The sequence below is a fragment of the Flavobacterium sp. DSP2-3-1 genome (genome assembly GCF_049896865.1).
In the GTDB taxonomy this organism is placed as follows: Bacteria; Bacteroidota; Bacteroidia; order Flavobacteriales; family Flavobacteriaceae; genus Flavobacterium.
Map to the genome: position 1 here is coordinate 104,757 of NZ_JAFCVD010000008.1, position 13,976 is coordinate 118,732.

The 13,976-nt window shown below is 35.2% G+C and carries 10 protein-coding genes; 5 read left to right on the plus strand and 5 right to left on the minus strand.

The genetic code is table 11. The features are described 5' to 3' along the window. The first annotated feature begins 29 nt into the window (after positions 1-29). The 5 genes from ACP7AT_RS10695 to lgt all read left to right on the plus strand — a co-directional run bounded on the left by ACP7AT_RS10695 (position 30) and on the right by lgt (position 5,030). Positions 30-1,235 (plus strand): pyridoxal phosphate-dependent aminotransferase, encoded by a 1,206-nt coding sequence (locus ACP7AT_RS10695; protein WP_426064310.1) that lies wholly within the window; start codon positions 30-32, stop codon positions 1,233-1,235. A 222-nt stretch (positions 1,236-1,457) separates the two neighbouring features. After that, positions 1,458-2,129 carry a GTP cyclohydrolase I FolE gene (folE, locus tag ACP7AT_RS10700; RefSeq protein WP_426064311.1) on the plus strand — a complete coding sequence of 224 codons (672 nt, stop codon included), beginning with the start codon at positions 1,458-1,460 and terminating at the stop codon, positions 2,127-2,129. 123 nt (positions 2,130-2,252) lie between these two features. Further along, complete coding sequence (gene cysS, locus ACP7AT_RS10705) at positions 2,253-3,731, plus strand: cysteine--tRNA ligase (protein ID WP_426064403.1); 1,479 nt, start codon at positions 2,253-2,255, stop codon at positions 3,729-3,731. Positions 3,732-3,789: 58 nt separating this feature from the next. Further along, the gene (gene yidD / locus ACP7AT_RS10710; RefSeq protein ID WP_426064312.1) at positions 3,790-4,047 is read left to right on the plus strand and encodes a membrane protein insertion efficiency factor YidD; all 258 of its coding nucleotides are present in this window, start codon (positions 3,790-3,792) and stop codon (positions 4,045-4,047) included. A gap of 56 nt (positions 4,048-4,103) precedes the next feature. Continuing rightward, positions 4,104-5,030 (plus strand): prolipoprotein diacylglyceryl transferase, encoded by a 927-nt coding sequence (gene lgt / locus ACP7AT_RS10715; protein WP_426064313.1) that lies wholly within the window; start codon positions 4,104-4,106, stop codon positions 5,028-5,030. Positions 5,031-5,088: 58 nt separating this feature from the next. On the opposite strand, the gene ACP7AT_RS10720 is transcribed toward lgt, so the two are convergent. The 5 genes from ACP7AT_RS10720 to asnB all read right to left on the minus strand — a co-directional run bounded on the left by ACP7AT_RS10720 (position 5,089) and on the right by asnB (position 13,803). Beyond that, positions 5,089-5,703, minus strand: coding sequence for an acyloxyacyl hydrolase (locus tag ACP7AT_RS10720; protein ID WP_426064314.1), 615 nt, complete (start codon positions 5,701-5,703; stop codon positions 5,089-5,091). Positions 5,704-5,840: 137 nt separating this feature from the next. After that, on the minus strand, positions 5,841-8,813 hold the full coding sequence (secDF, locus tag ACP7AT_RS10725) for a protein translocase subunit SecDF (RefSeq protein WP_426064315.1): 2,973 nt from the start codon (positions 8,811-8,813) through the stop codon (positions 5,841-5,843). A gap of 225 nt (positions 8,814-9,038) precedes the next feature. Continuing rightward, the gene (gene mdh / locus ACP7AT_RS10730) at positions 9,039-9,974 is read right to left on the minus strand and encodes a malate dehydrogenase (RefSeq protein ID WP_091203887.1); all 936 of its coding nucleotides are present in this window, start codon (positions 9,972-9,974) and stop codon (positions 9,039-9,041) included. Positions 9,975-10,060: 86 nt separating this feature from the next. Then, the gene (gene gyrB, locus ACP7AT_RS10735) at positions 10,061-12,004 is read right to left on the minus strand and encodes a DNA topoisomerase (ATP-hydrolyzing) subunit B (protein ID WP_426064316.1); all 1,944 of its coding nucleotides are present in this window, start codon (positions 12,002-12,004) and stop codon (positions 10,061-10,063) included. 182 nt (positions 12,005-12,186) lie between these two features. Continuing rightward, positions 12,187-13,803: an asparagine synthase B gene (gene asnB / locus ACP7AT_RS10740; RefSeq protein ID WP_426064317.1), complete on the minus strand. Its 1,617-nt coding sequence runs from the start codon at positions 13,801-13,803 to the stop codon at positions 12,187-12,189. Between the last annotated feature and the right edge of the window lie 173 nt (positions 13,804-13,976).

Sequence of the window (13,976 nt, forward strand, 5' to 3'; positions counted from 1 at the left end):
GCAAATTTGCAATTCAATAATTTAAAACTATGCCAACAATATCAAACAAAGGCAAACAAATGCCAGAATCGCCAATACGAAAATTGGTTCCGTATTCAGAAATTGCCAAGAAAAAAGGAAATAAAGTATATCATTTAAACATAGGTCAACCGGATATAAAAACGCCAGAAGTTGCCATGAATGCTGTAAAAAATATTGATTTAACTATTTTAGAATACAGTCATTCTGCCGGAAACGAAAGTTATAGAAAAAAATTATCGGCATATTATATCAATCAAGGTATTTCGGTAAACCTCGAGGACATTATAATTACGACCGGTGGATCAGAGGCACTTATGTTTGCCATGGGAAGCACTATGGATCACGGCGATGAAATCATTATCCCCGAGCCTTTTTATGCAAATTATAACGGATTTTCAACGGCTTCAGGAGTTACTGTTGTCCCTGTAATTTCGACAATAGAAACTGGTTTTGCTCTTCCGGCTGTAGAAGATTTTGAAAAACTGATTACTCCAAAAACAAAAGCGATTCTTATTTGCAATCCAGGAAATCCAACTGGATATTTATATTCCAAAGAAGAAATCATGAAACTGGCAGCATTGGTGAAAAAACATGACTTATTCTTAATCTCTGATGAAGTATATCGTGAATTCACTTATGATGGAGATGTACATTATTCTGTAATGAATGTTCCCGGACTTGAAGAACACGCCATTATGATTGATTCTGTTTCTAAAAGATACAGTATGTGTGGCGCAAGAATAGGATGTATTGTTTCTAAAAACAAGGAAGTCATGGCTGCTGCAATGAAATTTGCACAAGCAAGATTAAGCCCGCCAACCATTGAACAAATTGCAAGCGAAGCCGCTCTGGACACACCGCAAAGTTATTTTGACGAAGTAATTTCAGAATATAGAGACCGAAGAGACACTCTGATTGAAGAGTTAAATAAAATAGACGGTGTTATTGTAAGCAAACCAAAAGGAGCTTTTTATTGTATCGCGCAATTACCGGTGGACAACGCTGATGCATTTGCAAAGTGGCTTTTAGAAAGTTATGACCTAGATGGTGAAACCGTAATGGTAGCACCCGCAGCTGGGTTTTACTCGACACCTGGAGTGGGATTAAATCAGGTTCGTATTGCTTATGTTTTGAAAAAAGAAGACTTAATAAGTGCCGTACGCATACTAAAAGCAGCAATTCCTGTTTACAATGCGGCCCAAACAAAAGCGTAATTAAATTATACTTCAGTTTTACTCATTGAGTAAACGGAAGGATTTTATAAAAAGGCAATGACACACCCGTTATTGCCTTTCTTTTTAGGTCCAAAAAACAAAAAAAATCTCCTGATTAATCGACAAAGTAGTCTTAAATAATAAGAGCGATAGAAATTCTTTACTTTTTATTATTTATCTTTACCCCTTAAATATTTATACCCACTATAATAGTTGCTTTTAATGATAAAAAACGAAGAATTGCAAGACGAATTAGGAGACAATCATGTTAGTTTATCCGCGAATAATCCAGTACGAGACGATGCTTTTGACCTTACTGATGATGAAAAAATTGAAAAAATAAAAAAAGACGTCGAGAGTATTCTGATTACACTTGGAATGGACTTGACCGATGATAGTTTAAAAGGCACACCCAATCGTGTTGCTAAAATGTTTGTCAAGGAAATTTTTGGAGGTTTGGATCCTGCAAAAAAGCCAAAAGCTTCCACATTTGACAACAATTACAAATACGGTGAAATGTTAGTTGAAAAAAACATCATCGTGTATTCTACCTGTGAACATCATTTATTACCCATTATAGGAAGAGCGCATGTGGCTTATATTTCTAACGGAAGAGTTATTGGTTTATCTAAAATGAATCGTATTGTGCAATATTATGCCAAAAGACCTCAGGTTCAAGAGCGTTTGACGATGCAAATTGTTCAGGAATTACAAATTGCTTTAGGCACCGAAAATGTAGCTTGCGTGATTGATGCCAAACACCTTTGCGTAAATTCAAGAGGAATTAGTGATATAGAAAGTAGCACTGTGACATCTGAATTTGGCGGAAAATTTAAAGATAGTGTAACTCGTAGAGAGTTTCTGGACTATATTAAATTAGAAACAAAGTTCTAAGTAACCCGATTTATTTAGTACCCATAAATTCCTAGCCCTGATGGAAGCGGCATCCTTTTTATGGCTTCTTTAGCCATGAAAAGATACAGCAAACAGCAGGAAATGGCTCAAAAAAATAAAAAAATGCCTTTATACAATACGCAAACGCTTAAAATATACAATTCTCTTTCGGGAGAAAAAGAAACATTTACACCCATTCACGAAGGAAATGTTGGGATGTATGTTTGTGGGCCAACGGTTTACAGCAATGTGCATCTTGGAAACGTGCGTACTTTTATGTCTTTTGATGTGATTTTCAGGTATTTTCTACATTTGGATTACAAAGTGCGCTATGTTAGGAACATTACTGATGTGGGCCATATTGTGGATGATGTGGATGAAGGCGAGGATAAAATTGCCAAAAAAGCGCGTCTGGAACAACTGGAACCGATGGAAGTTGTACAGCGTTATACCGTAGATTTTCACGACATTTTGAATGAATTTAACTTTTTGCCACCAAGTATTGAACCAACGGCAACGGGTCACATTATTGAACAAATCGAAATTATAAAGACTATCATTGAAAAAGGAATTGGTTATGAAGCCAATGGATCCGTTTATTTTGATGTGGTAAAATTTAATCAAACCAATCATTACGGACGATTAAGCGGACGGAATATTGAGGATATGCTTGCCAATACCCGTGATCTTGACGGACAAAGTGACAAGAGAAATCCACAGGATTTTGCGCTTTGGAAAAAAGCGGAAACCCAACATATCATGCGTTGGCCTTCGCCTTGGAGCGATGGATTTCCAGGATGGCACTTAGAATGTACCGCAATGAGCACTAAATATTTAGGCAATCATTTTGACATTCATGGTGGCGGAATGGATTTAAAATTCCCGCATCATGAGTGCGAAATCGCACAAAACGAAGCCTGTACCGGTCAAACTCCAGTTAATTATTGGCTACATGCCAATATGCTCACCTTGAACGGTAAAAAAATGGCTAAATCTACGGGCAATAATATTTTACCAAGAGAAATATTGACGGGAGCAAACACGATTTTGAGTAAAGCTTTCTCAGCATCGGTTGCGCGATTTTTTATGTTACAGGCGCATTACCGAAGTATTCTTGATTTCTCTGATGACGCCATTGTTGCTGCCGAAAAAGGATACAAACGATTAATGGAAGCGATGAATTCATTAAAAGAGATCACTGCTGGCACAAAAAGCACGGTTAATATTGCTGCTTGGAAACAGTCCTGTTATGACGCGATGAATGACGACTTTAATACGCCAATTTTGATCGCGCAGTTGTTTGAAGGCGTTCGATTTGTCAATTTATTAAAGGATGAAAAAGAAACTTTGAATGCCGATGACTTAAATTATTTTGCAAAAACAATGCATGCATTTGTTTTTGACGTTCTAGGTTTAGAAGATGAAAAAGTTTCGGACAGCAGTAACGATAAGTTAGAAGGGACAGTGAATATACTTATCGAAATGAGAAAACAGGCCAGAGACAACAAGAATTTTGCTTTGTCCGATCAAATTAGAGACCAATTAATTGCTTTAGGAATTCAGTTAAAAGACGGAAAAGAAGGAACAACATTTAGCATTTAGTCTTCAGTTATCCATTTATAATGATTAGTGCAGAATTTTAAATTGAAACTAATAAAATATGATTTCAAAAATCCTCATATTTCCTTTTATACTATTAGTTCGATTTTATCAAGTTGCTATTTCTCCGTTTACACCTTCCGCTTGCCGATTTGAACCGACTTGCTCATCCTACATGATCCAAGCCTTACAAATTCACGGTTTGTTTTACGGAGGATTTTTAGGAGTAAAACGCATTTTGAGTTGTCATCCTTGGGGGAAAACGGGCTATGATCCTGTTCCAAAAAAAACATGCAATCACAATCATTATCCTTTTTGAGCATAAATGTACTTAAAAACTCTATTTTTACGACTAATAAATAAATTTAACACTAAATGACACACGCTTTAAACATCGTTTGGAATCCATCAGAAGGAATCGATTTAGGCTTTTTTATCATTCGATATTACAGCTTAATGTTTGTAATTGCTTTTGGATTAGGCTGGTACATCATGAAACACATCTTTGAACGAGAAGGTGAATCTATAGAGAAATTGGATTCTTTGTTTATCTGGACTGTGTTGGCAACCTTAATTGGTGCTCGTTTGGGACACGTTTTCTTTTACGATTGGGAATATTACCGCAATCATTTATTAGAAATTATTTTACCTTTTCGATTTAGTCCGAATTTTGAATTTACAGGATATCAAGGTTTAGCAAGTCATGGCGCTGCTATTTCTATAATAATTGCCATGTATTTTTATAGCAAAAATATATTGAAAAGACCACAGTTATGGATTTTAGACCGTGTTGTTATTCCTGTAGCGAGTGGCGCCATTTTCGTCAGATTAGGCAACTTTTTTAATTCGGAAATTATTGGTCATGAAACCACATCTTCCTTTGGAATAAAATTCATTAAAGATCATTTTAGTCCGATGGATGCCGTCAATGCTACTCAAATAGCGAATCCTAAAGACGCCTATAGAGCCATTGCAACAGAGCCTAAATTCGCAACTTTACTGGAACAGGTTCCTGCGAGACATCCTACACAGTTATACGAAGCATTTTGTTATATTTTTGTTTTTGCAATATTGTTTTTTATGTATTGGAAAACCGAAAAAAGAAAATATACTGGATTTATTTTTGGAATGTTCCTCGTTCTTTTATTTACCGTTCGTTTCATAGTGGAATCCGTCAAAGAAAGTCAGGGTGGTTTCGAAAGCGCTTTAGGCTTGTTTTCAACAGGACAATGGCTCAGTATTCCATTTATACTTATAGGACTGTATTTCATTTTTACAGCTCAAAAAGAATTAACGAATTAAAAAATCATTTCGTTTCGAAAAAAAAGCGTTAGCGACATCAAAGTAGCTAACGCTTTTTTTATAGGGAAAATAAAAATCCAAAATCAATGTTTTTTGTATTATACCCGGAATTTTTTTTCTGTAGACCAGCGTTAGAAATGTGACGAATATTTGGCCGTATGTCGAATGTAATTCTGTTAACTTTGCAAGTGAATCCTATGGCTAAGACATCTGCGAAGGCAAAACCTTTAGACAAGCGCTCCGTTTCCGTATCTGTAATCATTGGTCCTACACTTCCTAATAGATAAATAGAGGCCGATTTAAAGACTGGTTTCCTTGCCAGAAAGCCAATATTAAAAACATATTCTTTTACATCTTTTAGCTTTGTATACATCTCGCGTTTAGCTTCATAATCCGGTTCGTCAGGTGCTACGAAATACAAATTTAAGAGTTGGTGTTTTGCAAAATTAAGCTCTGGTTGCAGTACTAATTCATATTTAAAGCGCTTTGTATCCTTTATTTTGTAATATAATTGCAACTTGAAATATTGGTTCGTATAAGTATAATTTCTATTTTTAAATTCATTTCCTGATCCGTAAGCAAAGCCGAATTCAATTCTATTGCCTTTATCTTGCGCATAAAATGGGATTGAACTGCAAATAACAATTACAATAAGAAGTGCTTTTTTATTCATAGAATTTAGATTTAAAACTCTTCCGCTCTTTACATTCAACTGTTAAATTACGAATTAAAAATCACACTTTGGTTTACAACAAAAAAAAGAGATTCAACTTTCGCTGAATCTCTTTTTATAAAGTATAGAAAAAAATTTTAGTCTTCTAAATGTGCTCTTTCAACCTTGTTTTTATCTTCTTTTGAAATTGTATCCACCAACACCGGTGTTGCGATAAACAATGAAGAATATGTTCCCACTACAATACCTACTAACATAGCAAATATAAATCCTCTGATTGAATCCCCACCGAAAATAAACATGATTAACAAAACAACAATCATTGTTAATGAAGTATTGATTGTTCTGGACATCGTTGTATTAATTGACTGATTTACAATGTCCGAGAACGTACCTTTAGTTTTACCGGCTAAAAACTCTCTAACCCTGTCAAATACAATAACAGTATCGTTCATAGAATATCCAATAACAGTTAGAATCGCAGCGATAAAATGTTGATCGATTTCCATCCCAAAAGGCATGAATTTATAGCATAATGAATAAATTCCCAATACAAAAATAACATCATGCGCAATAGCTGCAATAGCTCCTAAACTGTATTGCCACTTTCTGTAACTAATCATTAAGTATAAAAACACTATTGCCATTGCTCCAAGTACTGCCCAATATGCATTAGTTTTAATATCCTGCGCTACAGTCGGACCAACTTTAGAAGCTAGTAAAACTCCTACCTTTTTTCCGTCGTATGCATTTATAAATTTATCATAAGTCATATCTGCTGAAAAATGCTTTTTTAAAGCAGTAAACAACAATTTATTCACTTCTTCATCGGCTTTGATTCCTGGTTCTTGAACTTTGTATTTTGTTGTGATTTTTAATTGATTATCACCTCCAAAAACTTTTACTTCAGCATTACCATCAAAAACTTTTGCTAATTCTGCTTTTACAGTTTCTGTTTCAATTGGTTTTTCAAAACGAACTTGGAATGTTCTTCCTCCTACAAAATCAACTCCCTCATCCAAACCGTTTGTCCCTAATGAAATAACACTAATAATAACAACGATACTAGAGAATAAATAAGTCCATTTTTTCATTCCTAAGAAATCAAAATGAAAGTTGTTGAACATGTTCTTAGAAAAATTAGTAACAAACGTCAAATTATTCTTTTTGCTTATGTTCCAATCAATGAAGATTCTTGCAATAAATATTGAAGTAAATAAAGATGTTATAATACCAATTAATAATGTCGTTGCAAAACCTTTAATTGGTCCTGAACCAAAAATAAATAACACAGCTCCAGTTAAAATATGAGTTACATTCGCATCGGTAATGGATGACATCGCACCTCTCCAGCTGTATGAAGTTTTAACCGCTTCTTCCAGAGTTTTACCAGCACGTAATTCTTCTTTCGCTCTTTCGTAAATAATGATATTTGCATCCACTGCAGTACCCATCGTAAGAACGATACCAGCAATACCCGGTAATGTTAATACTGCTCCAAGACTTGCTAAAATTCCGAATAAGAATAATAAGTTAACCGCTAGTGCAACATTTGCATACCATCCGGCTTTACCATAATAGATCATCATCCAAAGCGATACTAAAAGTAATCCTATCAAAGCGGAGTTAGTACCATTGTCAATTGCTTCCTGACCTAAGGATGGACCTACAACTTCTGACTGAACAATATCTGCAGCTGCAGGAAGTTTACCCGCTCTTAAAACATTTGCTAAATCTTTAGTTTCTGTTACATCAAAAGCCCCTGAAATTTCAGATCTACCACCTGAGATTGGGCCTGTAGAAACTCCAGGTGCGGAATAAACGATATCATCAAGAACAATAGCGATATTGCTTTTTTGAGTATATGCTCTACCAGTTAGTTCTTCCCAAGCTTTTGCACCTTGACCGTTCATTTGCATAGAAACAGCTGGTTTACCACTTTGATCAAATGTATCACTTGCATCAGTAATTACGCCACCACTCATTGCAGGCACATTATCTCTATTACCTTTTAAAGCGTATAATTCTACAGCATCAATATCTTTTGCTTTAGCATCTTTAATTATCATTGGTTTACCCCAAACAAATTTTGCATATCGTTGGTCACCTGCTAATAAAATTCTAACATTAGCTCTTTTCAAATATCCGTTTACAACGGCAGTATCTTTTGGAGAGAAAAGTCCTAAAACCGGACCTCCGCCTTGACCAATAATTTTATCAAATAAAGGATTTTCTCCTTTTTTAGTAGCAGTTGAATCTTTAGCATCAGTAAGTAACGCACTTAAAGAATCTTTGACAACTGGTTTTACTTCAGTCGTGTTGATTTCAGTTTTTTTCAATGACTCATTAGCAGCCATTAAAAAGTTACCTATTTCTTCAATTTTGTATGTTTCCCAAAACTGTAATTGAGCTGTGCTTGATAATAATTTTTTAGCACGATCTACATCTTTTGCACCTGGAAGTTCAACAAGAATTTGACCTGAATTTCCTAGTTTTTGAATATTAGGCTGCGTTACACCAAACTGGTCAATACGTTTTCTTAAAACTCCAAAAGCACTTTCTACAGACTCATCTACTTTTCTGGAGATAACCTTTTTTACTTGTGCATCCGTCATTTGAAAATCTACTCCACCTTCACCTTGTAAACTTCTGTTTGCGAAAATATCAGGAGAAGCTAATTTTACAGTTCCTTGTGAATTGGCATCAAAAGCATCAAAAAACTTATCTAAATACGATTTATTCCCTTGTGAATCTGCAGTCGCATCAGCCAAAGACTTATTGAAAACTGGATTTTTAGAATTATTAGATAATCCTTTTAAAATATCTTTAACAGATATTTGAAGTATAACATTTATACCACCTTCTAAGTCAAGACCTTTATTGATCTGCTTATCACTTACTTCATTAAAAGTAAAATTAGTAAACCCAAGATTAAATACTTCTTCTTTACCAATAGAATCTAAATATTTTACTTCTTTGTCAGCATTTCCATTAGCAAAAGATTTTGCATCGTTTTTTACTTTGCTTGCGACAAAAGTGAAAGAAAGTTGGTAAATACTTACCAATGCAAATAGAATTGCGAAAAATTTAATAAGTCCTTTATTCTGCATTATTACTAAAAATTAATTATTTTTTATTTATTTATTTTTGCTTTAAACCTTGTAAAACAACATTTTACATCCATTTTTAAATTTAAAAAAGAATCTCAATAGTTACTTCATTTTTTTTAAACCGAGCAAATATATAATTAACGTTAAGATTAACCAATTTATTTATAGATTAATCTCAAGAAAAAGACTGCAATGATGCAGTCTTATCTTTTTTCTATGTAAATTTTATACCAAAATCGATTTTAAAGCGTCATTCATTTGTCTAACGGCATCAGCACTTTTAGCAAATAAGGTTTTTTCAGCATCATTTAGTTTAATGTCAAGAATTTCTTCCACTCCATTTTTACCAATAATACATGGAACACCAATACAGATATCATTTTGACCATATTCTCCTTCAACGAAAACAGAACAAGCAATCATTTTCTTTTGGTCATTCAAAATACTATCCACCAAAAAAGCAACTGAAGCTCCCGGAGCATACCAAGCCGATGTTCCAAGAAGTCCCGTAAGTGTAGCTCCACCTACCATAGTGTCCGCAGCTACTTTTTGCAATTGTTCTTCCGAAAGAAATTGTGAAACTGGGATTCCGTTGTAAGAAGCTAATCTTGTCAAAGGAATCATAGTAGTATCACCGTGCCCACCAATAACCATTGCTGAAATATCATTAGCAGGTTTGTCTAAAGCCAAAGATAAATATGTTCTGAAACGAGAACTGTCTAAAGCTCCACCCATCCCAATAATTCTATTTTTTGGCAATCCAGTAGATTTCAATGCCAAATATGTCATGGTATCCATAGGATTTGAAACTACTACAATAATAGTATCCGGTGAATGCTTTAATACATTTTCAGCAACTGTCTTCACAATTCCTGCATTAATTCCTATTAATTCTTCACGAGTCATTCCTGGTTTTCTTGGAATTCCTGATGTAATTACCACTACATCACTTCCTGCTGTTTTAGAATAATCATTGGTAACACCTGATACTTTGGTATTAAAACCTGTATTAGTGGCACATTGCATGATATCTAATGCTTTACCTTCAGCAAAACCTTCTCTAATATCCAATAACACTACTTCGCTGGCGATTCCTCTATAAGAAATCACGTCCGCACATGTTGCTCCTACATTTCCTGCTCCTACAATGGTAACTTTCATATTTTAAAGTTTATTCGGTTATTTGTTAATTTGGTTACTTGTTTTTGTGTTAATCTGTTCAAATAAAAACGAACGATTACATTACTTTACGCATCGATATTTGCGTAAACTGCATTTTTCTCAATAAATTCTCTTCTTGGCGGCACCTCATCACCCATTAACATAGAGAAAACTCTATCGGCTTCCGCCAAACTGTCAATAGTTACCTGACGCAACGTTCTAAAACTTGGATCCATTGTGGTTTCCCATAATTGCTCTGCATTCATCTCTCCAAGACCTTTATAGCGTTGAATTCCTGCGCTTCCGCCCATTCTTTCATTTGCTTGATCACGTTGTAAATCATTCCAAGCGTATTCTTTCTTGTTTCCTTTTTTGACTAAATATAAAGGTGGTGCTGCAATATATACGTGCCCTTCTTCGATTAATTCTTTCATAAATCTAAAGAAGAACGTTAAGATTAAAGTAGAAATGTGACTACCATCGACATCGGCATCACACATAATGATTACTTTATGGTAGCGTAACTTTTCAATATTTAATGCTTTACTATCCTCAGCAGTTCCTATTGTAACGCCCAGTGCTGTAAATATATTTCGAATCTCTTCATTTTCAAAAACTTTGTGATGCATTGCTTTTTCTACGTTCAAAATTTTACCACGTAACGGTAAAATAGCTTGAAAAGCACGATCACGACCTTGTTTTGCGGTTCCTCCCGCCGAATCTCCCTCGACAAGGTATACTTCGCATTTTGCAGGATCTTGCTCTGAGCAGTCTGATAATTTTCCTGGTAATCCACCGCCACCCATTACGGTTTTGCGTTGTACCATTTCACGCGCTTTTTTGGCTGCGTGACGCGCTTGTGCTGCAAGAATTACTTTTTGAACAATAATACGGGCGTCATTTGGATTTTCTTCCAAATAATTTTCAATCATTTCACTGACCGCTTGACTTACCGGAGAAACAACTTCTCTGTTTCCAAGTTTGGTTTTAGTCTGTCCCTCAAATTGTGGTTCAGCAACTTTTACCGAAATAATAGCCGTTAATCCCTCTCGGAAGTCATCGCCGGAAATATCAAATTTCAATTTGTCTAACATTCCAGAAGCATCTGCATATTTTTTTAGTGATCTGGTTAAACCAGTTCTAAAACCTTGCAAGTGTGTTCCTCCCTCGTGCGTATTAATATTGTTTACATAAGAAAAAATATTTTCCGTGTAACTGGTGTTGTAAATTAAAGCCACTTCAACTGGAATTTCTCCTTTGTCATTATCCATGGAAATAACATGCGCTATGATTGGCTCACGATTTCCATCTAAATAGCGGATATATTCTTTAAGACCTTCAGTTGAATGAAAAATTTCTGAAACAAAATTTCCATCTTTATCTAATTCTCTTTTGTCTGTGAAGGTAATTGTAATTCCTTTATTTAAATAAGACAACTCGCGCATACGCGCTGACAAAGTATCGTATGAAAACTCGGTCGTTTGCGTAAAAATAGTTTCATCCGGATAGAAAGTTACAATAGTTCCTCTCTTAGTAGTTTCCCCAATTTGCTTAACTGGATACAACGCCTTTCCTTTTTCATATTCTTGCTCATATACTTTTCCATCACTACTGTGAACAGTAGCTCTCAGATGATTCGATAAAGCGTTTACAACAGAAACCCCAACACCGTGAAGTCCTCCGGAAACTTTATAAGAATCTTTATCAAATTTTCCTCCAGCACCAATTTTGGTCATTACAACCTCCAATGCCGACACACCTTCTTTTTTGTGAATCCCTACCGGAATACCGCGTCCATTATCTTCAACAGAAACGGATCCATCTTCATTAATATCAACTATTATGGTATCACAATGGCCTCCCATTGCCTCATCGATAGAGTTATCTACAACCTCATATACTAAATGATGTAGTCCTCGAACACCGACATCTCCGATATACATCGAAGGACGCATTCTTACGTGCTCCATTCCTTCTAATGCCTGAATACTATCTGCTGAATAACTGTCCTTCTTGATTTCTTCGCTCATATATATTTTATTCTAAAAAATGTAATTTTTGTATAACACGCAAATATATAAAAACGCAAATTATATAACCGTTAAAATCCCTTTTTAAGCCCTTAAGTTATTAACATTTGTTCATATAATTATAAAAAAAATGCTCTCAAAATTGAGAGCGTTCTTCATTTACAAATATTGAAATTATTGTTTCAAACCGTAATTCCTGTTTTAGCAATTTCGGTATCGGCTTTAACGTGCGCTGCATTGGCTCTTCCGCTTGGATCTAGGTTTTCTTGCCATTTTGGAATCCATTTCCTAACCGTTTGTGCGGCACTTACTTGTGGGTAATATTTATTAAATATCGACCTGTATAAATAGGCTTCTTTAGTTGTAGGAGAATTGTATGTAAATTCAGTCGCTGCGCCCGATAATTGCTCATCCGTAACTTGTGTCGCACAATAATCAATCAATTCATCAATCCACCGGTAACCCACACCATCTGAAAATTGTTCTTTTTGTCTCCACAAAACTTCTTCCGGGAGATACGGGTTTTCAGGAGTATCAAATGCTTTTCTTAAAATATATTTTTCTTTTCCATCGTACGTTTTAGGCATCTTTTCTTCTGTTTTGATGCGAACAGCGATTTCCAAAAACTTTTTGTCTAAAAACGGAACTCTAGTCTCTAATCCATGAGCCATCGTTGATTTATCGGCTCGTAATAAATCGGCAGTAAATAATTTCTGTACTCTTTCAATGGTTTCCTTTTGAAAATCTTCAGTTGAAGGTGCATTTCTAAAATACAAATACCCTCCAAAAATCTCATCGGCTCCTTCTCCTGAAAGCACCACTTTTATTCCCAAATCCGTAATCGCTTTTGATAAAAAATACATGGGCGTACTTGCTCTTATTGATGTCACATCATACGTTTCAAGATGCCAGATTAATTTATCCAGAATTTTAATTCCTTCTTCGACAGTGAAATGAACTTCATGATGTTCCGTTTCTAAAAATTCCGCCACTTTTCTTGCAGCGGCCGCATCCGGAGCATCCGCATTTAAACCTATTGAGAAGGAATGCAATTTTTTACCGGTTTCAGCCAATAATCTGGAGGCAATTGCTGATGTCAAAGAAGAATCCAATCCTCCTGAAAGCAACACTCCAATTGGCACATCGCTCATTAACCGTTTACGAGTCGCTTCGGTCAACGTCTCTCTAATTAATTTTAAATCTAACTCTTGGTCGGCTTTTAAATAATCTTCGTATTCTGGTTTGTAATACTTAACAAAACCCGTTTTTTGAGTGTAATAATGTCCCGGAGGAAAAGTAGAAAAGTTTTTACACTGATCCGCAATAGGTTTCATTTCAGAGGAGAAATAAATTCTTCCTCTTTCGTCTAGTCCATAATACAATGGTTTCACTCCCAGCGGGTCCCTGCTGGCAATAAAATCATCTCCATCAACAACTACAAAAGCCCAGTCTCCATCTAAACGATTGCAAAAATCGTAGCCAAACTCCTCGTACAAATGCACAATAACCTCTGAATCTGATTTGGTTCTAAAAGTATGCCCGTTCAAAACACCATCTCTTAATTCCTGATGATTGTATATTTCGCCATTATGTACCATGTAGGCCGTTTTTGTGCCTTGTATCGGTTGTTTTCCGGAATGTAAATCGATTATAGACAGCCTTTCATGACTTAAAATATGTCCTTTTTCAGTCACATGTACGTCACTTTCATCCGGACCACGATGGGTCATTCTTTTTGAAAGTTCCCCAAAAAATTGTTCATCTTTTCCTCTTCCGATAATGGCTAATATTCCGCACATAACATTAAATTTTTATTTTTTTCACCAATTCAACTTGACAAATATGCGATAGCAGTTACAAATACAAAACATAATTCGTATATTTAGTTGCTATTTAAAACAAAAAGATGCGTTTTATCTTAAAAATGTAATTCAAACAACACTAAATCAAAACAGCCTGTGACAATTGTAAA